23 protein-coding genes are annotated in these 25881 nt (G+C 58.1%); 19 read left to right on the top strand and 4 right to left on the bottom strand.

What is annotated here, in order from left to right:
- Nucleotides 1-173 precede the first annotated feature (173 nt).
- Both ACP7D9_RS03340 and ACP7D9_RS03335 read left to right on the top strand, forming a co-directional pair.
- Nucleotides 174-485 carry a DUF485 domain-containing protein gene (locus ACP7D9_RS03340; protein WP_042607582.1) on the top strand — a complete coding sequence of 104 codons (312 nt, stop codon included), beginning with the start codon at nt 174-176 and terminating at the stop codon, nt 483-485.
- The gene (locus tag ACP7D9_RS03335; RefSeq protein WP_397480187.1) at nt 482-2140 is read left to right on the top strand and encodes a cation acetate symporter; all 1659 of its coding nucleotides are present in this window, start codon (nt 482-484) and stop codon (nt 2138-2140) included. Before ACP7D9_RS03340 ends, ACP7D9_RS03335 begins: the two co-directional genes overlap by 4 nt.
- Nucleotides 2141-3005: 865 nt before the next feature.
- Here the strand turns inward: ACP7D9_RS03335 and gltA are convergent.
- Entirely contained in the window at nt 3006-4295 is a 1290-nt protein-coding gene (gltA, locus tag ACP7D9_RS03330) for a citrate synthase (protein WP_101158686.1), read from the bottom strand.
- A gap of 363 nt (nt 4296-4658) precedes the next feature.
- Between gltA and sdhC the strand changes: the two genes are divergently transcribed.
- The 12 genes from sdhC to ACP7D9_RS03270 all read left to right on the top strand — a co-directional run bounded on the left by sdhC (nt 4659) and on the right by ACP7D9_RS03270 (nt 19030).
- Complete coding sequence (sdhC, locus tag ACP7D9_RS03325) at nt 4659-5033, top strand: succinate dehydrogenase, cytochrome b556 subunit (protein WP_016773673.1); 375 nt, start codon at nt 4659-4661, stop codon at nt 5031-5033.
- On the top strand, nt 5027-5395 hold the full coding sequence (gene sdhD, locus ACP7D9_RS03320; RefSeq protein WP_008049683.1) for a succinate dehydrogenase, hydrophobic membrane anchor protein: 369 nt from the start codon (nt 5027-5029) through the stop codon (nt 5393-5395). The genes sdhC and sdhD overlap by 7 nt, the downstream gene beginning before the upstream one ends.
- A gap of 3 nt (nt 5396-5398) precedes the next feature.
- Entirely contained in the window at nt 5399-7171 is a 1773-nt protein-coding gene (gene sdhA / locus ACP7D9_RS03315) for a succinate dehydrogenase flavoprotein subunit (RefSeq protein WP_042607585.1), read from the top strand.
- Nucleotides 7172-7183: 12 nt separating this feature from the next.
- Nucleotides 7184-7888 carry a succinate dehydrogenase iron-sulfur subunit gene (locus ACP7D9_RS03310; protein ID WP_016773675.1) on the top strand — a complete coding sequence of 235 codons (705 nt, stop codon included), beginning with the start codon at nt 7184-7186 and terminating at the stop codon, nt 7886-7888.
- Between the two features lie 251 nt (nt 7889-8139).
- Nucleotides 8140-10971 (top strand): 2-oxoglutarate dehydrogenase E1 component, encoded by a 2832-nt coding sequence (locus ACP7D9_RS03305; RefSeq protein ID WP_101158687.1) that lies wholly within the window; start codon nt 8140-8142, stop codon nt 10969-10971.
- Between the two features lie 44 nt (nt 10972-11015).
- A complete protein-coding gene (gene odhB, locus ACP7D9_RS03300) occupies nt 11016-12242 on the top strand; it encodes a 2-oxoglutarate dehydrogenase complex dihydrolipoyllysine-residue succinyltransferase (protein WP_426155659.1) in 1227 nt (408 codons plus the stop codon).
- Between the two features lie 99 nt (nt 12243-12341).
- A complete protein-coding gene (lpdA, locus tag ACP7D9_RS03295) occupies nt 12342-13778 on the top strand; it encodes a dihydrolipoyl dehydrogenase (RefSeq protein ID WP_101158689.1) in 1437 nt (478 codons plus the stop codon).
- A 182-nt stretch (nt 13779-13960) separates the two neighbouring features.
- Complete coding sequence (gene sucC / locus ACP7D9_RS03290) at nt 13961-15127, top strand: ADP-forming succinate--CoA ligase subunit beta (protein WP_016773679.1); 1167 nt, start codon at nt 13961-13963, stop codon at nt 15125-15127.
- Entirely contained in the window at nt 15127-16011 is an 885-nt protein-coding gene (gene sucD / locus ACP7D9_RS03285) for a succinate--CoA ligase subunit alpha (protein WP_016773680.1), read from the top strand. Before sucC ends, sucD begins: the two co-directional genes overlap by 1 nt.
- Nucleotides 16012-16372: 361 nt before the next feature.
- On the top strand, nt 16373-17686 hold the full coding sequence (brnQ, locus tag ACP7D9_RS03280; RefSeq protein ID WP_101158690.1) for a branched-chain amino acid transport system II carrier protein: 1314 nt from the start codon (nt 16373-16375) through the stop codon (nt 17684-17686).
- 205 nt (nt 17687-17891) lie between these two features.
- The gene (locus ACP7D9_RS03275) at nt 17892-18629 is read left to right on the top strand and encodes a DUF599 domain-containing protein (RefSeq protein ID WP_253500477.1); all 738 of its coding nucleotides are present in this window, start codon (nt 17892-17894) and stop codon (nt 18627-18629) included.
- Nucleotides 18629-19030, top strand: coding sequence for an MAPEG family protein (locus ACP7D9_RS03270; RefSeq protein WP_426155656.1), 402 nt, complete (start codon nt 18629-18631; stop codon nt 19028-19030). Before ACP7D9_RS03275 ends, ACP7D9_RS03270 begins: the two co-directional genes overlap by 1 nt.
- A 63-nt stretch (nt 19031-19093) precedes the next feature.
- Here the strand turns inward: ACP7D9_RS03270 and ACP7D9_RS03265 are convergent, their stop codons facing one another.
- A complete protein-coding gene (locus tag ACP7D9_RS03265; RefSeq protein ID WP_007959016.1) occupies nt 19094-19330 on the bottom strand; it encodes a hypothetical protein in 237 nt (78 codons plus the stop codon).
- Between the two features lie 158 nt (nt 19331-19488).
- On the opposite strand from ACP7D9_RS03265, the gene ACP7D9_RS03260 reads away from it, so the two are divergent.
- The 4 genes from ACP7D9_RS03260 to ACP7D9_RS03245 all read left to right on the top strand — a co-directional run bounded on the left by ACP7D9_RS03260 (nt 19489) and on the right by ACP7D9_RS03245 (nt 23198).
- Complete coding sequence (locus ACP7D9_RS03260) at nt 19489-19965, top strand: PaaI family thioesterase (protein WP_397479688.1); 477 nt, start codon at nt 19489-19491, stop codon at nt 19963-19965.
- Nucleotides 19962-20414 (top strand): PaaI family thioesterase, encoded by a 453-nt coding sequence (locus tag ACP7D9_RS03255; RefSeq protein WP_426155653.1) that lies wholly within the window; start codon nt 19962-19964, stop codon nt 20412-20414. Before ACP7D9_RS03260 ends, ACP7D9_RS03255 begins: the two co-directional genes overlap by 4 nt.
- 81 nt (nt 20415-20495) lie before the next feature.
- Nucleotides 20496-22400: a molecular chaperone HtpG gene (gene htpG, locus ACP7D9_RS03250; RefSeq protein ID WP_426155651.1), complete on the top strand. Its 1905-nt coding sequence runs from the start codon at nt 20496-20498 to the stop codon at nt 22398-22400.
- A gap of 69 nt (nt 22401-22469) precedes the next feature.
- Complete coding sequence (locus ACP7D9_RS03245) at nt 22470-23198, top strand: dienelactone hydrolase family protein (protein ID WP_101158694.1); 729 nt, start codon at nt 22470-22472, stop codon at nt 23196-23198.
- Between the two features lie 143 nt (nt 23199-23341).
- On the opposite strand, the gene ACP7D9_RS03240 is transcribed toward ACP7D9_RS03245, so the two are convergent.
- Nucleotides 23342-24205, bottom strand: coding sequence for a pirin family protein (locus ACP7D9_RS03240; protein WP_101158695.1), 864 nt, complete (start codon nt 24203-24205; stop codon nt 23342-23344).
- A 61-nt stretch (nt 24206-24266) separates the two neighbouring features.
- Nucleotides 24267-24683, bottom strand: a complete 417-nt coding sequence (locus tag ACP7D9_RS03235; protein ID WP_101158696.1) for an OsmC family protein — start codon at nt 24681-24683, stop codon at nt 24267-24269.
- 129 nt (nt 24684-24812) lie between these two features.
- Here ACP7D9_RS03235 and ACP7D9_RS03230 point away from each other — a divergent pair, with 129 nt between their 5' ends.
- Nucleotides 24813-25859 carry an amidohydrolase family protein gene (locus ACP7D9_RS03230; RefSeq protein ID WP_426155648.1) on the top strand — a complete coding sequence of 349 codons (1047 nt, stop codon included), beginning with the start codon at nt 24813-24815 and terminating at the stop codon, nt 25857-25859.
- Nucleotides 25860-25881 lie beyond the last annotated feature (22 nt).

Here is a 25881-nt window from a genome sequence, read left to right as displayed (position 1 = left end):
GTTGACTGATACGGCGCCTTCGCGAGCAAGCTCGCTCCCACAGTTGTTTTTGGGTGTCCGGTAAATGGCAAAAACATCATGGCCATCTACTACTAAGGTCGTCTGGAACCTCTCTCGCAGCCGCATACATTAGCTACGTTCCAACAATAATCTGTGCTGCGAGGATAAAAACAATGAACGACAGCATTTACCTCTCGATTCAAAACAGTCCCCGATTCAAGGAGCTGGTTCAGAAAAGGGAACGATTCGCCTGGATTCTCTCGGCAATCATGCTTGGGCTGTACTCCGCATTCATCCTGCTGATCGCCTACGGGCCGCATGTTCTCGGTGCGAAACTCAGTCCTGAATCTTCGATCACCTGGGGCATCCCGATCGGTGTTGGCCTGATCCTTTCGGCTTTCGTCCTGACCGGCATCTACGTGCGCCGCGCCAATGGCGAGTTCGACGACCTGAACAATGCGATTCTCAAGGAGGCTCAGCAATGATCCGGCGTCTACTTGCTGTATTGAGTGTTGCGGCTTTCGCACCAAGTGTCTGGGCGGCTGATGCGTTGACTGGGGAGGTGGCCAAACAGCCGCTGAACATCCCGGCGATCCTGATGTTCGTGGCCTTCGTCGGCGCGACGCTGTACATCACCTACTGGGCGTCGAAGAAAAACAATTCGGCTGCCGATTATTATGCGGCAGGCGGCAAGATCACCGGTTTCCAGAACGGCCTGGCAATTGCCGGTGACTACATGTCGGCGGCGTCCTTTCTGGGCATTTCCGCGCTGGTGTTCACCTCCGGCTACGATGGCCTGATCTACTCGATCGGCTTCCTGGTGGGCTGGCCGATCATTCTGTTCCTGATCGCCGAACGCCTGCGCAACCTGGGCAAATACACCTTTGCCGACGTGGCGTCCTACCGCCTCGGGCAAACCCAGATTCGCACCCTGTCGGCCTGCGGCTCGCTGGTGGTGGTGGCGTTCTATCTGATCGCGCAAATGGTCGGTGCCGGCAAGCTGATCCAGCTGCTGTTCGGTCTCGATTACCACGTTGCGGTGATTCTGGTCGGCGTGCTGATGTGCATGTACGTGCTGTTCGGCGGCATGCTCGCGACCACGTGGGTGCAGATTATCAAAGCAGTCTTGCTTCTTTCCGGCGCCTCATTCATGGCGCTGATGGTAATGAAGCACGTCGGCTTCGACTTCAACACGCTGTTCTCCGAAGCGATCAAGGTGCACGCCAAGGGCGAAGCGATCATGAGCCCGGGTGGTCTGGTCAAGGATCCGATCTCGGCGTTCTCGCTGGGTCTGGCGCTGATGTTCGGTACCGCTGGCCTGCCACACATTCTGATGCGCTTCTTCACCGTGAGTGACGCAAAAGAAGCGCGCAAAAGCGTGCTGTACGCTACCGGTTTCATTGGTTACTTCTACATCCTGACTTTCATTATCGGCTTCGGCGCGATCCTGCTGGTCAGCACCAACCCGGCCTTCAAAGATGCTGCGGGCGCGTTGCTCGGCGGCAACAACATGGCGGCGGTGCATCTGGCCAACGCGGTAGGTGGCAGCATTTTCCTCGGCTTCATCTCGGCGGTAGCGTTCGCGACCATTCTCGCGGTGGTGGCTGGCCTGACCCTGGCCGGTGCTTCGGCGGTGTCCCATGACCTGTATGCCAGTGTGATCAAGAAGGGCAAGGCCAACGAGAAGGATGAGATTCGCGTGTCGAAGATCACCACCATCGCCCTGGCGGTGCTGGCGATTGGTCTGGGCATTCTGTTCGAAAGTCAGAACATTGCGTTCATGGTTGGCCTGGCGTTCTCGATCGCGGCGAGCTGCAACTTCCCGGTACTGCTGCTTTCGATGTACTGGAAGAAGCTGACCACTCGCGGCGCAATGATTGGCGGCTGGCTGGGTCTGATCAGTGCCGTGGGCCTGATGATCCTTGGCCCGACCATCTGGGTGCAGATTCTGCATCATGAGAAGGCGATCTTCCCTTACGAGTATCCAGCGCTGTTCTCGATGATCATTGCCTTTATCGGGATCTGGTTCTTCTCGATTACCGACAAGTCGGCGGCAGCGGACAATGAGCGGGCGCTGTTCTTCCCGCAGTTTGTGCGTTCGCAGACCGGGTTGGGGGCGAGTGGGGCGGTTTCGCACTAAGAGATCAGATGTAAGCTTCTAGCTTCAAGCTGCAAGCTTGAAGAAAACGCCCTGGTTGAGAGATTGGGGCGTTTTTTTGTGGGCGGTTATCGGGTGGTTTTGGGTTTATATCCGTTGCTGCGGTAACGGCGGCTTAGGGTTTCGCTCTTACGGCGAGTCACCTTTTTCAGACGCCAAAAAGGTAACCCAAAAGGCTTGCTCCTACGTTCGGCCCTCGCAGGCTCGGGTTCCTTCGCTGCGGGATCGATCCAGGCGCAGCGGCTACGGTTTGCTTCGCTGCACCTCCTTCCGCTGTGTTCGACTTCGTCGAACGGTCGCTGCGCTCCCACGCCCGGATCAATCCCTCCACTCAGCCTTCCGACGTCGCCGGTGGATCAAGATCAAAAGCACTCGAGCTTGCGCTCATTGTTGAGTGGGGCGGCTTCGCCGCGGGCAGCTGCGCTGCCTTGCTTTTTGCGTTTTGTGGGAGCGAGCCTGCTCGCGAAGGCGGCCTGACAGCCGACCTGGTCTTGTAGCACGCGATCCGACTGTAGGAGCTGCCGAAGGCTGCGATCTTTTGATCTGGCTTTTGCTTTTGATCTTTTGCCCCTTCGGCAGGCTTCGTTATGGGATCGGTTCCGTAACGAAGGAACCCCGAGCTTTAGCGAGCGGGCCGTACGCCGGGGCAAAGCCTTTTGGTTCCTTTTTGCTGGGCCGGCACTCCGGCGTTTGAAAAAGGGACTCGCTGTAAGAGCGAAACCATAAGAAGCCGTTACCGCAGCAACGGATATGCCCCCAATCCAATGAACACAACAGAAACAAAAACGGCCTCTATATAAGAGGCCGTTCCTGACACACCACTAAACCATCACAAAAAGAAAAAACCTTATTTGCGATCTTCCAGCGAAGTAATGTCACGCGACTCATAACCCGTGTACAGCTGGCGTGGACGGCCAATCTTGTACGGGCTCGAGAGCATTTCCTTCCAGTGCGAAATCCAGCCCACAGTACGTGCCAGAGCGAAAATCACCGTGAACATGCTGGTCGGAATGCCGATCGCCTTGAGGATGATCCCCGAGTAGAAGTCGACGTTCGGGTACAGCGAGCGCTCGATGAAGTACGGGTCGGTCAGCGCGATCTCTTCCAGGCGCATGGCCAGTTCGAGTTGCGGATCGTTGTTGATGCCCAGCTCCTTCAGTACTTCGTCGCAGGTCTGCTTCATTACAGTCGCGCGAGGGTCGCGGTTCTTGTAGACGCGGTGACCGAAGCCCATCAACTTGAACGGATCGTTCTTGTCCTTGGCCTTGGCGATGAACTTGTCGATGTTCGATACATCGCCAATCTCGTCGAGCATGGTCAGCACGGCTTCGTTCGCACCGCCGTGAGCAGGGCCCCACAGCGCGGCGATACCCGCAGCGATACAGGCGAACGGGTTGGCACCCGAAGAGCCGGCCAGACGCACGGTGGAGGTCGAAGCATTCTGCTCGTGGTCGGCGTGGAGGATGAAGATCCGGTCCATGGCCTTGGCGAGTACCGGGCTGATCGGTTTGATCTCGCACGGGGTGTTGAACATCATGTGCAGGAAGTTTTCCGCGTACGTGAGGTCGTTGCGCGGGTACATCATGGGTTGGCCCATGGAGTACTTGTAAACCATTGCTGCCAGGGTCGGCATCTTCGCAACCAGACGGATCGCGGAGATTTCGCGATGCTGCGGGTTATTGATGTCCAGGGAGTCGTGGTAGAAGGCCGAGAGGGCGCCGACTACACCGCACATGACGGCCATCGGGTGGGCGTCGCGACGGAAGCCGTTGAAGAAGGTTTTCAGCTGCTCGTGAACCATGGTGTGGTTTTTCACGGTGCTGACGAACTGGGCCTTCTGTTCTGCGGTCGGCAACTCGCCGTTGAGCAACAGGTAGCAGGTTTCCAGGTAGTCCGACTTTTCAGCCAGCTGTTCGATCGGGTAGCCGCGGTGCAACAAAATGCCGTTGTCGCCGTCGATATAGGTGATTTTCGATTCGCACGAAGCGGTCGACATGAAGCCCGGGTCGAAAGTGAAGCGGCCCGTGGCCGTCAGGCCCCGAACATCAATTACATCGGGACCAACGGTGCCGGTTAAAATGGGCAGCTCGACGGGGGCTGCGCCCTCGATGATCAACTGCGCTTTTTTGTCAGCCATGTGGCCTCCTATTTATGCTTGAACCATCAGACAGACCCCCCACGCAGGGCCCGCACCACTATAGTGAGATAAATTCGAATGTCAATTTGCCTAAAGTCTTGCTCCAGAGGGCTTTAAGCCGACTTTTTCCTCGAAATTGCCTGCCATTTACGCCTTTTATTCAACTTGTGCAATCCGCTATTGGGGGTAGGTGAACGCGTTGTCATTAGTAGCCTAACTGTCTATACTCGGCCACCGACCGCCAAGGGCTTTTGGGCTTGCTTTCATTGGGGGTCGCATCCCTGGGTGGTGGTTACCTGACCAGTGCACTCCCCAACAACTTTGCCCTGATTGTTAGGGGCTCTTCAGTGTGAAAAAAAAGCCGTGAAAAGCCAACGACCTGTAAACCTAGACCTAAGGACCATCAAACTCCCAGTCACTGCTTACACGTCCATTCTTCACCGTATCTCCGGTGTCATCCTCTTCGTGTGCCTTGCCATCATGCTTTACGCATTGGACAAGTCGCTGAGCTCCGAGGAAGGCTTCGGTCAGGTGAAAGCGTGTCTGACCAGTCCGCTAGCCAAGCTAGTGATTTGGGGCATCCTGTCCGCTCTGCTGTATCACCTGGTAGCCGGTGTGCGCCACTTGATCATGGACATGGGCATCGGTGAGACGCTGGAAGGCGGCAAACTGGGCTCGAAAATCGTTATCGCCGTTTCCGTGGTGGTAATCGTTCTGGCAGGAGTCTGGATATGGTAACTAACGTCACTAACCTGTCGCGTTCGGGCCTCTATGACTGGATGGCGCAACGTGTGTCTGCGGTCGTTCTCGCGGCTTACTTCATTTTCCTGATCGGATACATCGTCGCCAACCCTGGCCTCGAGTATGCCCAGTGGCATGAACTGTTCGCCCACAACGGAATGCGTATTTTCAGCCTGCTGGCCCTTGTTGCTTTGGGCGCTCACGCCTGGGTCGGCATGTGGACCATCGCGACCGACTACCTGACGCCAATGGCGTTCGGCAAGTCCGCAACGGCGATACGTTTCCTTTTCCAGGCAGTATGCGGCGTTGCGATGTTCGCTTACTTCGTCTGGGGTGTGCAGATTCTCTGGGGTATCTGATTCATGGCTAACATTCCAACGATTTCTTTCGACGCCATCATTATCGGTGGTGGCGGTGCCGGCATGCGCGCTGCGCTACAGCTGGCCCAGGGCGGCCACAAGACTGCGGTGATCACCAAGGTTTTCCCGACCCGTTCGCACACTGTGTCCGCACAGGGCGGCATCACTTGCGCTATCGCCTCCGCCGACCCGAACGATGACTGGCGCTGGCACATGTACGATACCGTCAAGGGTTCCGACTACATCGGTGACCAGGACGCTATCGAATACATGTGTCAGGAAGGCCCGGCTGCCGTGTTCGAGCTGGACCACATGGGTCTGCCGTTCTCGCGTACCGAGCAAGGCCGCATCTATCAGCGTCCGTTCGGTGGCCAGTCCAAGGACTACGGCAAGGGCGGTCAGGCTGCGCGTACTTGCGCCGCTTCCGACCGTACCGGTCATGCGCTGCTGCACACCCTTTATCAGGGCAACCTGAAAGCCGGCACCACATTCCTCAACGAGTACTACGCTGTTGATCTGGTGAAAAACCAGGAAGGCGAATTCGTTGGTGTGATCGCGATCTGCATCGAAACCGGTGAAACCTCCTACATTCGTGCCAAGGCCACCGTTCTGGCGACTGGCGGTGCAGGCCGTATCTACGCCTCCACCACCAACGCCCTGATCAACACCGGTGACGGTGTTGGCATGGCTCTGCGTGCCGGCGTGCCGGTGCAAGACATCGAAATGTGGCAGTTCCACCCGACTGGCATCGCCGGCGCTGGTGTACTGGTTACCGAAGGTTGCCGTGGTGAAGGTGGTTACCTGATCAACAAGCACGGCGAGCGTTTCATGGAGCGTTATGCTCCGAACGCGAAAGACCTTGCCGGTCGTGACGTGGTTGCCCGTTCGATGGTTAAGGAAATCATCGCCGGCAACGGTTGCGGCCCGAATGGCGACCACGTGATGCTCAAACTCGACCACCTGGGCGAGGAAGTGCTGCACAGCCGTCTGCCAGGCATCTGCGAACTGTCGAAGACTTTCGCCCACGTTGACCCGGTGGTTGCGCCGGTTCCGGTTGTTCCGACCTGCCACTACATGATGGGCGGCGTTGCCACCAACATTCATGGCCAGGCGATCACCCAGAACGCCGAAGGTCAGGACCAGATCATCCCTGGCCTGTTCGCGGTAGGCGAAGTGGCTTGCGTATCGGTCCACGGTGCCAACCGTCTGGGCGGCAACTCGCTGCTCGACCTGGTGGTATTCGGTCGCGCTGCCGGTCTGCACCTGGAAAAGGCGTTGACCGACGGCATCGAATACGACGACGCTACCGAGTCCGACATCGAAGCTGCACTGTCGCGCCTGAATGCACTGAACAACCGTACCGACGGTGAAGACGTTGCCACTCTGCGTCGCGAGCTGCAAAGCTGCATGCAGAACTACTTTGGCGTATTCCGTACCGGCGAATACATGCAGAAAGGCATCGCTCAGCTTGCTGACCTGCGTGCCCGCATCGCCAACGTGAAAATCAACGACAAGTCGCAGGCGTTCAACACTGCACGAATCGAAGCGCTGGAGCTGCAAAACCTGCTGGAAGTGGCTGAAGCTACCGCCATCGCGGCCGAAGTACGTAAAGAGTCCCGCGGCGCGCACGCCCGTGAAGACTTCGAAGACCGTGACGACGAAAACTGGCTATGCCACACCCTGTACTTCCCGGGTGACAAGCGCGTCACCAAGCGTGCCGTCAACTTCTCGCCGAAGACTGTTCCGACTTTCGAACCTAAAGTCCGGACTTATTAAGGGGTGACCGCCATGTTGCAAGTCAGTGTTTATCGCTACAACCCTGATCAGGACGCTGCGCCGTTCATGCAGGATTTCCAGGTCGATACCGGTGGTAAAGACCTGATGGTGCTGGACGTGCTGGCCCTGATCAAAGAGCAGGACGAGGGTTTCTCCTATCGTCGCTCCTGCCGTGAAGGCGTCTGCGGCTCCGACGGCATGAACATCAACGGCAAGAACGGTCTGGCGTGCATCACGCCGCTGTCCGCCGTTGTAAAAGGCAACAAGCTGATCGTTCGCCCGCTGCCAGGTCTGCCGGTTATCCGTGACCTGGTCGTCGATATGAGCATCTTCTACAAGCAATACGAGAAGGTGAAGCCTTACCTGCAGAACGACACGCCGGCTCCGGCCATCGAGCGTCTGCAGTCGCCAGAAGAGCGCGAAAAGCTCGACGGTCTGTACGAGTGCATCCTGTGCGCCTGCTGCTCGACCTCTTGCCCGTCCTTCTGGTGGAACCCGGACAAATTCCTCGGTCCTGCTGCGCTGCTGCAAGCCTACCGCTTCCTGGCTGACAGCCGTGACACCAAGACCAGCGAGCGTCTGGCTTCACTTGACGACCCGTTCAGCGTTTTCCGCTGCCGGGGCATCATGAACTGCGTCAACGTATGTCCGAAAGGCCTGAACCCGACTAAGGCCATCGGTCACATCCGTAACATGCTGCTCTCGAGCGGCGTGTGATTCAGCTGCTGTAACCGTTGCACCGTAGAGGCTGTGGCGCGGGCTTCAACCCGCGTCATGGCTATAACCAGAGCAGTAGCCACAAGCTGCCGCTCTTATTTTGAAGAAATGAGACAAGCAGGGGCATCCGGGCTGGTACCCGGACTATCAGTGTGATCCTAGGTGGCTTGTTTTAGTCGCTGCATTCGGACTTCTGCAAGTTTGCTCGGTGTCGACACCGATGGTGTTCCCCTAACCGAGGGTGACCAAGCATGCAAGAAAGCGTGATGCAGCGCATGTGGAACAGCGCCTACCTTTCAGGTGGAAACGCTGCCTATGTGGAAGAGCTTTATGAGCTCTACCTGCACGACCCTAACGCTGTGCCAGAAGAGTGGCGCACCTACTTTCAGAAGTTGCCAGCCGACGGCAGCTCTGCCACTGATGTTTCGCACTCGACAATTCGCGATCATTTCGTGCTGCTGGCAAAGAACCAGCGCCGCGCACAACCGGTTTCCGCCGGCAGCGTGAGCAGTGAGCACGAGAAGAAGCAAGTTGAAGTGCTGCGATTGATCCAGGCCTACCGTATGCGTGGCCACCAGGCAGCCCAGCTTGACCCGCTGGGACTGTGGCAGCGTCCTGCACCTGCAGACCTGTCGATCAATCATTACGGCTTGACCAATGCCGATCTTGATACGACCTTCCGTGCCGGCGACCTGTTCATCGGCAAAGAGGAAGCGAGCCTACGCGAAATTCACGAAGCGTTGCAGCAGACATATTGCCGCACCATCGGCGCTGAATTTACGCACATCACCGATTCCGAGCAGCGCCAGTGGTTCCAGCAGCGTCTGGAAAGCGTGCGTGGGCGTCCGACGTACTCCGCCGACATCAAGAGTCACCTGCTTGAGCGCGTGACTGCCGGTGAAGGCCTGGAAAAATACCTGGGCACCAAATACCCGGGCACCAAGCGTTTCGGTCTGGAAGGCGGCGAAAGCCTGATTCCGATGCTCGACGAACTGATCCAGCGTTCCGGCTCGTACGGCACCAAGGAAGTCGTCATCGGCATGGCCCACCGTGGCCGTCTGAACGTGCTGGTCAACACCTTCGGCAAGAATCCGCGCGAGCTGTTCGACGAGTTCGAAGGCAAGAAGAAGGTCGAGCTCGGTTCCGGTGACGTCAAATATCACCAGGGCTTCTCGTCCAACGTGATGACCACCGGCGGTGAAGTTCACCTCGCCATGGCGTTCAACCCGTCCCACCTGGAAATCGTTTCTCCGGTGGTCGAAGGTTCGGTGCGCGCCCGTCAGGACCGTCGCAACGACCTGACCGGTGAGAAAGTTCTGCCGATCTCCATCCACGGTGACGCGGCATTTGCCGGTCAGGGCGTGGTCATGGAAACCTTCCAGATGTCGCAGACCCGCGGTTTCAAGACCGGCGGTACCGTGCACATCGTGATCAACAACCAGGTTGGTTTCACCATCAGCAACCCGCTGGACTCGCGCTCCACCGAGTACGCCACCGACGTTGCCAAGATGATACAGGCGCCGATCCTCCATGTGAATGGTGATGATCCGGAAGCCGTGCTGTTCGTGACCCAACTGGCCATTGACTACCGCATGCAGTTCAAGCGTGACGTGGTGATCGATCTGGTCTGCTACCGTCGTCGCGGCCACAACGAGGCCGACGAGCCAAGCGGCACCCAGCCTCTGATGTATCAGCAGATCACCAAGCAGCGCACCACCCGTGAGCTGTACGCTGATCGCCTGACCCAGGCCGGTGTGCTCGACGCTGAACGAGTTCAGGCCAAGGTCGACGAATACCGCAACGCGCTGGACAACGGTCTGCACGTGGTGAAATCGCTGGTCAAAGAGCCGAACAAAGAGCTGTTCGTCGACTGGCGTCCGTACCTGGGCCACGCCTGGACTGCGCGTCATGACACGCGCTTCGATCTGAAGACCCTGCAAGAACTGTCCGCCAAGCTGCTGGAAATTCCGGAAGGCTTCGTGGTCCAGCGTCAGGTCGCGAAGATCTACGAAGACCGTCAGAAGATGCAAGCCGGCGGCCTGCCGATCAACTGGGGTTATGCCGAAACCATGGCATACGCGACCCTGGCGTTCGAAGGTCACCCGATTCGCATGACTGGTCAGGACATCGGCCGCGGTACGTTCTCGCACCGTCACGCTGTGCTGCACAACCAGAAAGACGCGGGCACCTACATTCCGCTGCAGAACCTGTACGACGGTCAGCCACGTTTCGACCTGTACGACTCGTTCCTCTCGGAAGAAGCGGTACTGGCGTTCGAATACGGTTACTCGACCACCACGCCAAACGCGCTGGTGATCTGGGAAGCCCAGTTCGGCGACTTCGCCAACGGTGCGCAGGTCGTTATCGACCAGTTCATCACCAGCGGTGAGCACAAGTGGGGCCGTCTCTGCGGTCTGACCATGTTGCTGCCACACGGTTACGAAGGTCAGGGCCCTGAGCATAGCTCGGCACGTCTTGAGCGTTACCTGCAGCTGTGCGCCGAGCACAACATTCAGGTGTGCATGCCGACCACGCCAGCACAGATCTACCACTTGCTGCGTCGTCAGGTAATCCGTCCGCTGCGCAAGCCGCTGGTCGTGCTGACGCCGAAGTCGCTGCTGCGCCACAAGCTGGCCATCTCGACGCTGGAAGATCTGGCCGAAGGTTCGTTCCAGACCGTGATCCCGGAAATCGACGCACTGGACCCGAAAAAGGTCGAGCGCGTGGTTCTGTGCAGCGGCAAGGTCTACTACGACCTGCTGGAAAAACGCCGTGCCGAAGGCCGCGAAGATATCGCCATCGTGCGTATCGAGCAGCTGTATCCGTTCCCTGAGGACGACTTGAAGGAAGTCCTGGCTCCGTACACCAACGTCAAGCATGCCGTTTGGTGTCAGGAAGAGCCGATGAACCAGGGTGCCTGGTACTGCAGCCAGCATCACTTGCGTCGCAGCATTGCCAACCTCGACAAGACTCTCGTACTTGAGTACGCGGGCCGTGAGGCTTCGGCTGCGCCAGCTTGTGGTTATGCATCGATGCACGCCGAGCAGCAGGAAAAACTGCTGCAAGACGCTTTCACTGTTTAACGCCTTCGCGCTGACTGAAACCGAATTTTAAGGACCCACAGATAATGGCTATCGAAATCAAAGCCCCGTCATTCCCGGAATCGGTTGCCGATGGCACCGTTGCCACTTGGCACAAGAAACCAGGCGAGGCCGTCAAGCGTGACGACCTGATCGTCGACATCGAGACTGACAAGGTCGTGCTGGAAGTATTGGCCGAAGCCGACGGCGTGCTGGGCGCAATCATCGCCGAAGAAGGCGCTACCGTTCTGTCGAACCAGGTCCTGGGCTCGATCGAAGAGGGCAGCGCTGCTGCCGCTGCTCCAGCTGCCGCTGCTGCTCCGGCCGCTGCTGCCACTGCTGCTCCGGCTGCTGCCGATGGCGAAGACGACCCGATCGCCGCTCCGGCTGCACGCAAGCTGGCTGAGGAAAACGGCATCAACATCGCCTCCGTTGCCGGTACCGGCAAGGGCGGTCGTGTGACCAAGGAAGACGTGGTAGCAGCTGTTGCTGCGAAGAAAGCCGCTCCGGCTGCCGCGCCTGCCAAGGCTGCTGCTCCTTCGGCAGCTGCGCCTGTATTCGCTGCTGGCGACCGCATCGAGAAGCGCGTACCGATGACCCGCGTGCGTGCCACCGTGGCCAAGCGTCTGGTTGAAGCCCAGTCGAACATGGCGATGCTGACCACGTTCAACGAAGTCGACATGACCGAAGTCATGGCCCTGCGTTCGAAGTACAAGGACCTGTTCGAGAAGTCCCACAACGGCGTACGCCTGGGCTTCATGTCGTTCTTCGTCAAAGCGGCCACCGAAGCGCTGAAGCGCTTCCCGGCTGTCAACGCGTCGATCGACGGCGGCGACATCGTTTACCACGGCTATGCGGACATCGGCGTTGCCGTTTCCAGCGATCGTGGCCTGGTCGTACCGGTTCTGCGTAACGCTGAGCTGATGAGCCTGGCTGAAATCGAAGGCGGCATCGCCACCTTCGGCAAGAAGGCCCGTGACGGCAAACTGTCGATGGACGAGATGACCGGTGGTACCTTCACCATCACCAACGGTGGTACCTTCGGTTCGATGATGTCGACGCCGATCGTCAACCCGCCGCAGGCAGCGATTCTGGGCATGCACAACATCATCCAGCGTCCGATGGCCATCAACGGCCAGGTCGTGATCCGTCCGATGATGTACCTGGCACTGTCCTACGATCACCGTCTGATCGATGGCAAAGAAGCTGTGACCTTCCTGGTGACCATCAAGAACCTGCTGGAAGATCCGGCTCGTCTGTTGCTGGATATTTGATAGAAGCAGCTGCAAGTCTCAGGCTGCGAACTGCAGGTAAACGCAGTTTGGCTTGAGGCTTGCGGCTTCACGCTTGCTGCAAAAAAGAGGATTTTTTGAATGTCGCAGAAATTTGACGTAGTAGTGATCGGTGCCGGCCCTGGTGGCTATGTAGCCGCCATCAAGGCTGCTCAGTTGGGCCTGACCACTGCCTGCATCGAGAAGTACACCGACGCAGAGGGCAAGCAAGCCCTGGGCGGTACCTGCCTGAACGTGGGTTGCATTCCGTCCAAGGCGCTGCTCGACAGCTCGTGGAAATACAAGGAAGCCAAGGAAAGCTTCAACGTTCACGGTATCTCGACCGGCGAAGTCAAAATGGACGTCGCTGCGATGGTTGGCCGCAAGGCTGGCATCGTCAAGAACCTGACCGGCGGTGTTGCCACCCTGTTCAAGGCCAACGGCGTTACTTCGATCCAGGGCCACGGCAAGCTGCTGGCCGGCAAGAAAGTCGAAGTCACCAAGCCGGACGGCTCGGTTGAAGTCATCGAAGCGGAAAACGTCATTCTCGCGCCAGGTTCGCGTCCGATCGACATTCCACCGGCCCCGGTTGACCAGAACGTCATTGTCGATTCGACGGGTGCTCTGGAATTCCAGTCCGTACCTAAACGTCTGGGCGTGATCGGCGCTGGCGTGATCGGCCTGGAGCTGGGTTCGGTATGGTCGCGTCTGGGTGCCGAAGTGACTGTTCTCGAAGCGCTGGACACTTTCCTGATGGCAGCGGACACCGCTGTTTCCAAGGAAGCGCTGAAAACCCTGACCAAACAGGGCCTGGACATCAAGCTGGGCGCTCGCGTTACCGGTTCGAAAGTCAACGGCGAAGAAGTCGTCGTCAACTACACCGATGCCAACGGCGAACAGACCATCACGTTCGACAAGCTGATCGTAGCCGTTGGTCGCCGTCCGGTGACCACTGATCTGCTGTCTGCCGACTGTGGCGTGGAAATCGACGAGCGCGGTTTCATCGCGGTTGATGACCATTGCGTCACCGCCGTACCGGGCGTCTTCGCCATTGGCGACGTGGTTCGCGGCATGATGCTGGCCCACAAGGCTTCGGAAGAAGGCATCATGGTTGTTGAGCGCATCAAGGGCCACAAGGCTCAGATGAACTATGATTTGATCCCTTCGGTTATTTATACTCACCCGGAAATCGCGTGGGTTGGCAAAACCGAGCAGGCGCTGAAGGCCGAAGGCGTTGAAGTCAACGTCGGCACCTTCCCGTTCGCCGCTTCCGGCCGTGCCATGGCTGCCAACGATACCGGTGGTTTCGTCAAGGTCATCGCCGATGCCAAGACCGACCGCGTATTGGGCGTGCACGTGATTGGCCCGAGCGCTGCGGAACTGGTTCAGCAGGGCGCGATCGGTATGGAATTCGGCACCAGCGCTGAAGACCTGGGCATGATGGTTTTCTCCCATCCGACCCTGTCCGAAGCCTTGCACGAAGCTGCTCTGGCAGTGAATGGCGGCGCTATTCACATTGCCAACCGCAAGAAGCGTTAAGACATAATAAGAAACCACGGCGGTAGCGGCCCGTCGTGAGCCTTGCGAGCAAGACTCACCGCGGAATGTCCGCCGGACGCAGTCTTGCGTAGCTCAGCTACGCAAGCAGCAGTCACAGGTGGCGCGGCACTCAAACGAGCGCAGCGCCGAATGCGCAGTACCTAACGAAGACGGTAAAAAGCATGAATCTTCACGAGTATCAGGGTAAGCAGCTGTTCGCTGAATACGGCCTGCCAGTTTCCACTGGTTACGCAGTAGACACCCCGGAAGCAGCAGCAGAAGCTTGCGACAAGATCGGCGGCAACGAGTGGGTCGTCAAAGCCCAGGTTCACGCCGGTGGTCGCGGTAAAGCGGGCGGCGTCAAGCTGGTTCGCAGCAAAGAAGACGCCAAAGCCTTCGCACAGCAGTGGCTGGGCAAGCGTCTGGTGACTTACCAGACTGACGCCAACGGCCAGCCAGTCACCAAGATCCTGGTTGAATCGTGCACTGATATCGCTAAAGAGCTGTACCTGGGCGCTGTCGTTGACCGTTCGAGCCGTCGCATCGTGTTCATGGCTTCCACCGAAGGTGGCGTGGACATCGAGAAAATCGCTCACGACACTCCAGAAAAAATTCTGAAAGCCACTATCGATCCACTGGTTGGCGCTCAGCCATCCCAGGGTCGCGAGCTGGCATTCCAGCTGGGTCTGGAAGGCAAGCAGGTCACTCAGTTCGCCAAGATCTTCGTAGGTCTGGCCAAGCTGTTCAAAGACCACGACCTGGCTCTGCTGGAAGTGAACCCGCTGGTGATCAAGGCTGACGGCGATCTGCACTGCCTCGACGCGAAGATCAACATCGACGCCAACGCCATGTACCGTCAGCCTAAGCTGAAGGCTTTCCACGATCCGTCGCAGGACGATCCGCGCGAAGCGCACGCTGCCAAGTTCGAACTGAACTACGTAGCTCTGGAAGGGAATATCGGCTGCATGGTCAACGGTGCCGGTCTGGCCATGGGTACCATGGACATCGTCAACCTGCATGGCGGCAAGCCAGCCAACTTCCTCGACGTAGGTGGTGGCGCTACCAAGGAACGCGTTACTGAAGCGTTCAAGATCATCCTGTCCGACCAGAACGTCGCGGCAGTACTGGTCAACATCTTCGGCGGCATCGTTCGCTGCGACATGATTGCCGAAGGCATCATCGGCGCCGTGAAAGAAGTCGGCGTGAAAATCCCGGTTGTTGTTCGCCTTGAAGGCAACAACGCTGAGCTGGGCGCTAAAGTACTGGCAGAAAGCGGTTTGAACATCATCGCTGCTACCAGCCTGACCGACGCTGCTCAACAAGTTGTCAAAGCTGCGGAGGGCAAATAATGAGCGTCCTGATCAATAAAGACACCAAAGTTATCTGCCAGGGTATTACCGGTTCGCAAGGTAGTTTCCACACCCAGCAAGCCATCGAATACGGCACCAAGATGGTTGGCGGCGTAACTCCGGGCAAAGGCGGCACCGAGCACCTGGGTCTGCCAGTGTTCAACACCGTTAAAGATGCAGTAGCTGCCACCGGCGCTACCGCCAGCGTGATCTACGTTCCGGCTCCGTTCTGCAAGGACTCGATCCTGGAAGCGGCATTCGGCGGCATCAAGCTGATCGTTTGCATCACCGAAGGCATTCCTACCCTGGACATGCTGGACGCTAAAGTTAAGTGCGACGAGCTGGGCGTAGTCCTGATCGGCCCTAACTGCCCAGGCGTGATCACCCCAGGCGAATGCAAGATCGGCATCATGCCAGGTCACATTCACTTGCCAGGCAAGGTCGGTATCGTTTCGCGTTCCGGCACCCTGACCTACGAAGCTGTGAAGCAGACCACTGACGCCGGTTTCGGTCAGTCGACTTGCGTCGGCATCGGCGGTGACCCGATCCCGGGTTCGAACTTCATCGACATCCTGAAGCTGTTCCAGGAAGACCCGAAGACCGAAGCGATCGTGATGATCGGCGAGATAGGCGGTTCGGCAGAAGAAGAAGCGGCTGCCTACATCAAGGCTAACGTGACCAAGCCGGTTGTTTCCTACATCGCTGGTGTGACTGCTCCTCCGGGCAAGCGCATGGGCCATGCTGGCGCAATCATCTCTGGCGGCAAAGGCACTGCAGACGAGAAATTCGCTGCGCTGCAAGACGCAGGCGTAAAAACCGTGCGTTCGCTGGCAGACATCGGCAAGGCCCTGGCCGAGCTGACTGGCTGGGAAGTGAAGAAGTAAGCTTCGGCTGACTTTTTAGCTCCATCAACAAAGGCCACCTTCGGGTGGCCTTTGTCGTTTCAGAGCAGCGGCAAGCCTCAAGCTGCTAGCTGCAAGATGGAAGCTTGCAGCTGAAAACTTGTAGCTTGCGGCTACTTTTCTTATGTAAACGCGACACTGAAACGTCGCGTATCGGATAGTTCGCCCTCCAACAGTGCGTTTGCAAGCCAGATTCGTTAGGCTAGCAGCCATTTTTGCGTCCGCCGCCCACAAGGCAGCTACGCGCTTTAAGGGTCAGTCCCATACGGATCGACAGCATTTCCCTAATCCAACAGGGCAATCCCCCTCTAAATTCCGATTTCAGTAGTGTGGTATTACCTTAATGAAAGTTTTGAAAGGTCAGGACATCCTGGCGCTTGGTTTTATGACGTTTGCCCTGTTTGTCGGGGCCGGTAACATCATCTTCCCGCCGATCGTCGGCTTGCAGGCCGGCCCCCACGTGTGGATGGCTGCGCTGGGCTTTCTGATCACCGCTGTAGGTTTGCCGGTGGTCACTGTAGTGGCGCTGGCCAAAGTTGGCGGCGCGATGGATGCGTTGAGCAGCCCGATCGGCAAAATCGCTGGCGGCATCCTCGCGGCGGCGTGCTATCTGGCTGTCGGCCCGCTGTTCGCCACTCCGCGTACCGCGACCGTTTCCTTCGAAGTGGGTCTGGCGCCGTTGACCGGCGAGAGTCCGCTGGCGCTGTTCCTCTACAGCTCGGTGTACTTCCTGCTGGTATTCTTCATTTCGCTCTACCCTGGGCGTTTGCTGGATACGGTGGGCCGCTTCCTCGCGCCGCTGAAAATCATTGCGCTGGCAGTACTGGGTATCGCCGCGTTCGCCTTGCCGGCGGGTGACATCGGTCACGGCACACCGGAATACGTCGCTGCACCGTTCTCCCAGGGCTTCATCAATGGCTACCTGACCATGGATACCCTGGGCGCGCTGGTATTCGGTATTGTCATCGTCAACGCGATTCGCTCCCGTGGCGTCGAGTCGCCGGCACTGATCACCCGATACGCGATCATCGCCGGGCTCATCGCCGGCGTGGGTCTGGCACTGGTCTACGTCAGCCTGTTCCGCCTCGGTTCCGGCAGCCACGAAGTCGCGGTCGGTGCCACCAATGGCGCGGCGGTGCTGCATGCTTACGTGCAGCACACCTTCGGTTCGCTGGGCAGCGGTTTCCTTGCGGTGCTGATCTCGTTGGCGTGTCTGGTCACGGCGGTCGGCCTGACCTGTGCTTGCGCTGAATATTTCAGCCGTGTGCTGCCTCTGTCCTACAAGACTCTGGTGATCATCCTCGCAGCGTTCTCGCTGCTGGTCTCCAACCTCGGCCTGACCAAGCTCATCGCCTTTTCGATTCCGGTGCTCACGGCGATCTATCCGCCGTGCATCGTTCTGGTCGCGCTGAGCTTCTGCAAGGATTTCTGGCATGAGCACGGGCGTATTCTAGGCCCGGTGATGCTGGTGTCATTCGTGTTTGGCACCATCGACGCGTTGAAGGGCGCCGGTCTGGCCGAGCGGATGCCGGCTCAGTTGACCCACCTGCCGCTGAGCGAGCAGGGTCTGGCGTGGCTGGTGCCGTGCGTGATGACTCTGGTGGTGGCCGTGGTTTGCGACCGCCTGCTCGGCAAGCGCAGCGAAGCCACTGCCTGACGTGGTTTGACCCGCCACAAGTGGGTCCGGCACGGTTAAACAGAAATGCCCCGTATCAATCGATACGGGGCATTTTTTATGCGCGTGAGGCAGTGTCTTTTCTGCTGAGCTAACGTCGAAAGAGTTGCCTGGTCTGCATCTGGGAGCGAGCTTGATCACTCCCACAGGTTTTTCCGATGTACCGCGCCTCATCACAAGGAATTGCATGTCGTTCATCCAAGCCAATCTCATCCACCTGCTCGCCGCCGTCTGGTTTGTCATCTGCTGGGGCGGCTACACACGTTACGCCACCTGGAAGGCACGCGATACGGCGTGTCTTGCCAGCGTGTTGCACCTGTACCGCGAAGACTGGATGCGCCGCATGTTGCTGCGTGACAACCGGATCGCCGACGCCAGCGTGATCGGCAATCTGGAACGTAACGCCTCGTTCTTCGCTTCCAGCACGCTGATCATCCTCGCCGGTATTCTCACCGTACTCGGGGCGTCGGAGCGGGCGGTATCGTTGCTGGCAGATATTCCGATGGTGCAGCAGGCTTCGCAGGGCATGTCGGAGATCAAATTACTGTGTCTGGCCCTGGTGTTCGTCTATGCGTTCTTCACGTTCAGCTGGTGCATGCGCCAATACAACTTTGCGGCGATTCTGGTCGGTTCAGCGCCAATGATCGGTGAGCGTCAAGTGACCGAGCAGGAACGCAAGGCCTTCGCTTCGCGTGCGGCGCGGGTGATTTCGATGGCGGCCAACCAGTTCAACTTCGGCCTGCGTTCTTACTACTTCGGCATGAGCATGCTGGCGTGGTTCGTCAGCCCGTGGTTGTTCATGATCATGAGCGCGGGAGTTGTGGTGGTGTTGTATCGCCGTGAGTTTCATTCCGACGTTCTCGATGTCATGGTCTATACCCCTACAGAGGCGCCCGTCCCTGAGGCAAACAAAGAGGCTGTTTGATGAGTATTCCGTTCTGGTGTGTGTTTATCAGTGCTTTATTGATCTACGTGGCGCGCATGCCGGTGGCCAAGGCCATGAAGGAACAGGGAGGGTATGACAATCATTTGCCGCGGCAGCAACAGGCGCAGTTGACCGGGTTCGGTGCGAGGGCGCTGGCGGCCCATCAGAACACCATCGAAGCGTTTATTTTGTTCGCCGTCGGTGTGCTGATGGCGCACACCACGCAAACCGCAGGCTGGCTGATCGATGCGCTGGTGATCATCTTCGTGATCTCGCGGATCTTGTATCTGTGGTTCTATCTGGCCGACCTGCCGAAGTTGCGCAGCCTGATGTGGCTAGTTGGCTTTGTCTGTTCGTTGTTGTTGATGATTAGTCCGACTTTTAGAACCGTGTTGCTATAAACCGGTAAATCGCAGACAAAAGAAAACCCGCACTTGGCGGGTTTTCTTTTCACACCAGAAAGCTTATTGCTTTTTGGCGGCTTCTTCTTGAGCAGCGGCGTTCGATTCAGCCTGAGCTTTGGCAGCTTCGGCGTTTTCTTTTGCTGCGTCGTTCACTTTATCCTGAGCTTTGTTCATGTCTTGCTGAGCTTGCTCAGCATGTTGGTTGGCATCTTGAGCTTTGTCCTCGGATTTTTTATCGCAGGCAGCGAGACCGAGGGAAGCGGTCAACATCAAGGCAATAGCTAAAGTCTTACGCATGGGGTGTATCTCCTTATGGAAAATAACTACTGGCCTTAAGAACTCGGCGCTACGGGTTAAGTTCCTCATTTGTTTCAGATATATAAGTTTGTTTTATCACGGAACTTTTGCCGCTTTTCTCACTACTGGCACAAGGCCCAAACGCGAGTAATTATCACATGGCCGTAAACCCCGTTTTTGAGCGCGCGACGCGCTTTTTATCGGCATTGCGTCACTGTCAGGTCTTGGGTCTGCAGGTGCACAGCGCCTCGAGCGCAGGTCTGACGGTGATCCTGCCCTACAGCGAAAAAATCGTCGGCAATCCCGAAACCGGAGTCATCCACGGTGGCGCCATCACTTCGCTGATGGACACCGCGTGCGGTATGTCGACCTTGTGCGTGCTGCCGGAGTTCGAAGTCTGTCCGACCCTCGATCTGCGCATCGACTACATGCACGCCGCCGAACCGCACAAAGCCGTGTACGGCTTTGCCCAGTGCTACCGCGTCACCACCGACGTGATCTTCGCCCGAGGCTTTGCCTACCAGGACGATCCCGAGCAGCCAATCGCTCATGTCGTCGGCACCTTCATGCGCATGGGCGTTGGTCTGAAGGGCAGTAAGGGCTTCGCCGGCGCGATCAAGGGAGCCAGCCAATGAGCAACGATCTCAGGGAGCAGTTGCAACAAGCCCATGCGCAGGGCGATTACGCGCCGCTGCTGGCATTGATCCCTTATGCCGGGCTGATCGGTATTGAGTGCTCGCGAGTCGGCGATGAGCTGCTGTTCAAGCTGCCGGCGAACAAGGACAACATTGGTAACTCTTTATTGCCGGCGATTCACGGCGGAGTGATTGCCGGTTTCATGGAGCTGGCCGCGGCCCTGCATTTGCTGATCTTCACCGGCACGCCGGGTGTGCCGAAGATCATCGATTTTTCTCTCGATTACCTGCGCGCCGGGCAATTTCGCGACACTTGGGCCAGGTGTCAGGTCTGTCGTCAGGGCCGGCGCGTGGCCAACGTCGCGGTCACGGCGTGGCAGAGTACCGAGGGCGAACCGATCGCCACCGCCCGTGCGCATTTCAAAATCGACGAACCCTTGAAATCCTGAACAGCGCCCCAAACTCAGATGACAACCCGCCGCCGACCACTCGGGTCGCGGCCACTGCCATCTGATTGGAGTTTGATGACCATGAGTGTGGAAACTCAAAAGGAAACCCTGGGCTTCCAGACCGAGGTAAAGCAGCTGCTGCACCTCATGATCCATTCGCTGTATTCGAATAAGGAAATTTTCCTTCGCGAATTGATCTCGAACGCCTCTGACGCTGTCGACAAGCTGCGCTTCGAAGCCCTGGCCAAGCCTGAGTTGCTCGAAGGTGGCGCTGAGCTGAAAATCCGTGTGAGCTTCGACAAGGACGCCAAGACCGTTACCCTCGAAGACAACGGTATCGGTATGAACCGTGACGATGTGATCACCCACCTGGGGACCATCGCTAAATCCGGCACCGCCGATTTCATGAAAAACCTGTCCGGTGATCAGAAGAAAGATTCGCACCTGATCGGCCAGTTCGGTGTGGGGTTCTACTCGGCCTTCATTGTCGCCGACAAGGTTGACGTTTACAGCCGTCGCGCTGGCACCGACGCCAGCGAAGGCGTGCACTGGTCGTCCAAAGGCGAAGGCGAGTTCGAAGTCGCTACGATCGACAAGCCAGAGCGCGGCACCCGCATCGTCCTGCACCTGAAGTCCGGTGAAGACGAATTTGCTGATGGCTGGCGTTTGCGCAACATCATCAAGAAGTACTCCGACCACATCGCTTTGCCGATCGAACTGCCGAAAGAAGTCACTCCGGCCGAAGGCGAAGAGGCTCCAGCCGCTGAATGGGAAACCGTCAACCGCGCCAGCGCCCTGTGGACCCGTCCGCGCACTGAAGTCAAAGACGAGGAATATCAGGAGTTCTACAAACACATTGCTCACGACTTTGAAAATCCGCTGTCGTGGAGCCACAACAAGGTTGAAGGCAAGCTCGAGTACAGCTCGCTGCTGTACGTGCCGGCTCGCGCGCCGTTCGACCTGTACCAGCGTGAAGCGCCGAAAGGCCTGAAGCTGTACGTGCAACGCGTGTTTGTAATGGATCAGGCCGAGTCGTTCCTGCCGCTGTACCTGCGCTTCATCAAAGGTGTGGTCGACTCCAACGACCTGTCGCTGAACGTGTCGCGTGAAATCCTGCAGAAAGACCCGATCATCGATTCGATGAAGACCGCGCTGACCAAGCGCGTGCTCGACATGCTGGAAAAACTGGCGAAGAACGAGCCTGAGCAATACAAGGGCTTCTGGAAAAACTTCGGTCAGGTCATGAAAGAAGGCCCGGCAGAAGATTTCGCCAACAAAGAGAAAATCGCCGGTCTGCTGCGTTTCGCATCGACTCAAGGTGACGACGGCGAGCAGAGCGTCGGTCTGGCCGACTACCTGGCCCGCGCCAAGGAAGGTCAGGACAAGATCTACTACCTCACCGGCGAAACCTATGCGCAGGTCAAGAACAGCCCGCACCTGGAAGTCTTCCGCAAGAAAGGCATCGAAGTGCTGCTGCTGACCGATCGCATCGACGAGTGGCTGATGAGCTACCTCAGCGAATTTGACGGCAAGACCTTCGTTGACGTGGCGCGTGGTGATCTTGATCTCGGCAATCTGGACTCTGAAGAGGACAAGAAAGCCGCAGAAGAAGTCGCCAAGTCCAAGGAAGGCCTGGTCGAGCGTCTGAAAACCGCGCTGGGCGATTCCGTGGCTGAAGTCCGCGTGTCCCATCGTCTGACCGATTCGCCGGCCATTCTGGCCATCGGCGATCAGGACCTGGGCTTGCAAATGCGCCAGATCCTCGAAGCCAGCGGGCAGAAAGTCCCGGATTCGAAGCCGATCTTCGAATTCAACCCAAGCCACCCGCTGATCGAGAAACTCGATGGCGAGCAGAGCGAGGAGCGTTTTGGCGACCTGTCGCACATCCTCTTCGATCAGGCCGCGCTCGCGGCGGGCGACAGCTTGAAGGATCCGGCCGCTTACGTGCGCCGTCTGAACAAGCTGCTGGTTGAACTGTCGGTTTGATCACGTTGTAGGAAAAACCCGCTTCGGCGGGTTTTTTCGTTCTGGTGTTTACGCAATCAGGAGTCAGAAATGAGCCAAGTCACTGTACGTTCCGTGGTCTATCAGATTGACGGCCAGGCCTATGAAGGTCGCCTGGCATTCGACGCCGAGCACAAGGCTGCGCGTCCGGGTTTGCTGATGGCGCCGAACTGGATGGGCGTCAGCGCCGGTGCCGAGGACATCGCCAAAGCGGTTGCCGCCAAGGGCTACGTGGTATTGATTGCGGATGTCTACGGCCAGACCGTGCGTCCGCAGAATGCTGATCAGGCGCTGGCAGCGATGATGCCGCTCAAGGACGACCGCGCGCTGTTGCGCAAGCGTCTGCAAGTGGCCTTCGAGCAATTGCAAAGCCAGGGCGAAGCGGCGGTTGATACGTCGAAACTGGCGGTGTTCGGTTTCTGCTTCGGTGGCTGCTGTGCGCTGGACCTGGCCCGCACCGGCGCGCCGGTAAAAGCGGCGGTGTCGTTCCACGGCACGCTGGATTCGCCGAATCCGGCGGATGCGCAGAACATCAAGGGCTCGGTGCTGGTGCTGCATGGCGCGTCCGATCCGTTGGTACCGAAGGAGCAACTGCCGGCGTTCGAAGATGAAATGAACGCGGCGAAGGTCGACTGGCAACTGCTCAGCTACGGCGGCGCGGTGCACTCGTTTACCGATCCGCACGCTAACGTGCCGGGCAAGATGATGTACGACGAAAAGACCGCCAAGCGCGCGTTCAAGTCGATGCATGATTTGCTGGATGAGGTGTTCAAGGGCTGATTTTTTCAGCGTCTGAACTGGTCTCTTCGCGAGCAAGCCCGCTCCCACAGGAGATGTGTGGTGTTAATGGGATTCTGAAAACACCCTCCATCACTGTGGGAGCGGGCTTGCTCGCGAAGGCTGACTTACAGGCGACACAGAATTCAAGGTAGTTCGATCCGCTCGACTTCCCCCGGCACCGTCGGCCAATCCCCGGCCGCCCATTTGCGCCGGGCCTCATCTATCGCGGCCGGATCACTGGCAACAAAATTCCAGTTGATTCGCCTCGGGCCATCCAGCGGCGCGCCGCCGAACACCACGGCGTGCACATCGCTTTCAGCAAACAGGCTCATTTCTTCGCCTGCGGGCAGCACGACCAGTGCATGCGGCTCGATCGCCTCGCCATTCAACTGCGCATCACCGCTCAACACATACACCGCGCGTTCTTCGTGTTCGGCCGGAATCAGCAGCGTCGTCGCAGTCTGCATCTTCAGTTCGGCATACAGCGTAGGAGAAAGCACCGGAACCGGTGATTGCAGGCAAAAGCCTGACCCGGCAATCATGCGAATCTGCACACCGAGGTGATCGCTGACCGGCAGCGTCACTGCCGGGTGATGGCTGTAATGGCCCGGGCCCTGCTCGTGTTTCTTGGGGGAGGCCAGCCACACCTGCAGGCCGTGCAGGGTGAAGGTCTCGGCGAGCAGTGGCGCAGGCGTGCGCTCGACGTGGGCGATGGCGCTGCCGGCGGTCATCCAGCTGACATCGCCGGCGCTGACAACCTGGTCGGAGCCCAGACTGTCCTTGTGCTGCAATTGCCCTTCGAACAGATAGGTAAGCGTCGACAGACCGATGTGCGGATGCTGGCGGATGTCCATGCCTTTGCCCGTCGGATAAATCGTTTCCAGCATGTGGTCGAAAAACACGAAAGGCCCGACGTTGCGGCATTTGGCTGACGGCAGCGGTCGCAGGATCGGCTGGCCTTCAACGTCTTCGGCGCGCGGGCGGATGATCAGGAGTGGCGTGTCCATGGTGCATTCCAGGCTGAGCGGGAGATGCCAGAAGCATAACCCGCCGCTGGCATCGGGAGGGCTATTGGCTGTCGAAGCCTTGTGGGGCGTGGGTTTCAATGCTGACTTCGCTGGTGGTCATCAGCTTGTGAATCGGGCAGCGATCAGCGACTCGCAACAGTTCCTCGCGCTGGGCGTCAGTGAGTACCCCTTTGAGCGTCAGGGTCACATGCAGGGCGTATTTGCCTTTGTGCTCTTCGCTGTTGTCGCGCTTCACTTCGACGCCCACGCCGGTCAGCGGGATGTCTTTTTTCTTTGCGTACATCTTCAGCGTCAGCGCTTTGCAGGCGCCGAGGGCGGCGTCGAAGTAGTCGTGTGGCTCTGGCGCGGTGCCTTCACCACCGGCGGTTTTCGGTACGTCGGCAAAGAATTCGTGGTCATCGATCTGGACGGTATGACGAAAACCTTCGGCAGATACGGTATTGACGGTGACAGTCATGGAAACCTCACGGGCGGCAGGAAAAAGCGTTCGATCAAAACAGACCTTGCAGTTATAGAGCATTCCCGACAGTGGGCGTTCCGCTTTTCGGCAGGGATGAACCCTTATCGTTCGGGCGCGGTCTAGGCTATGCCCATCTGCCGGAGATTACTTGTGTCCTTGTCTCGTTTGAGTCTTGCCTGCCTGCTGCTATTCGCCGGCAGTGTAGGCGCCCGCGAATACACCTACAGCGATGCGCACCTGCACTATGTGGATTTCTTTCAGGAAAGCGCCGGTATGCAGAAATTGCTTACGGCCATGAAGGAAAATGCCATCGAACACGTGATGATTTCCGGCATTCCCGTGGCGAAGAAATGGCATGAAGACGAACCCAAGCGCCCGCGCTATTACGCCGGCGATGACGCCGATGCCTATTGGTACAGCGCCACGGATGTGATCATTGCCGACGCGGTGCAAAAACTCGCGCCAGAGCAGCGTCCGTACTTTCATCCATTCCTGTCCGGCTTCAATCCCAACGACAAGAATTCCGCTGCGCACATTCAGCGCATGCTCGACCTGTATCCAGGGTTGTGGCAAGGCATCGGCGAGGTGTTTACCCGGCACGACGATCTGACCGCGCTGACCTCCGGCGACACACCTAGAGCCAACAACGAGGCAATGACCAAAATCTATCACCTCGCCGCTGAAAACGATCTGCCGGTGATGCTGCACTCCAACATCACTTCAAAGCGTGAGAAAAACCCGCTGTATCTGCAGGAAGTCGAAGAGCCGCTGCGCAATCATCCGCACACGCGGTTCATCTGGGCGCACGCCGGCACCAGCGCCGAGATTCATCGGCATCAGACGCAATTGCCTTTCTTGTTACCCACTCTGACGCGCATGCTTGAAGCCTATCCGAATCTGTTTATTGATCTGTCGTGGAGCATGCTCACGCCGTATCTGCTGGACGAGCAGGGCAAGCCGCGCGCGCAATGGCTGGCGCTGGTGGAGAAATATCCCGAGCGCTTCATGCTTGGCTCTGACGTAGTAGGACGATTCAACAAACTCGGTCAGGAAATGCACAGCTACAAGCCTTTCCTTGATGCGCTGCCGGAAGGGGTAGCGCGCAAAGTCGCGCGGGATAATTTCCTGGCGATATTGCCGCGCGAAACAGCCAAACCCTCTGAGCAGCGCTGAATCGTCAACGCCACGGGTTCGA

This window comes from Pseudomonas sp. TSRC2-2 (assembly GCF_049897785.1).
Lineage (GTDB): Bacteria > Pseudomonadota > Gammaproteobacteria > Pseudomonadales > Pseudomonadaceae > Aquipseudomonas.
The sequence above is the reverse complement of the archived record's forward strand: the minus strand, read 5'-3'. Positions and strand labels throughout refer to the sequence as shown.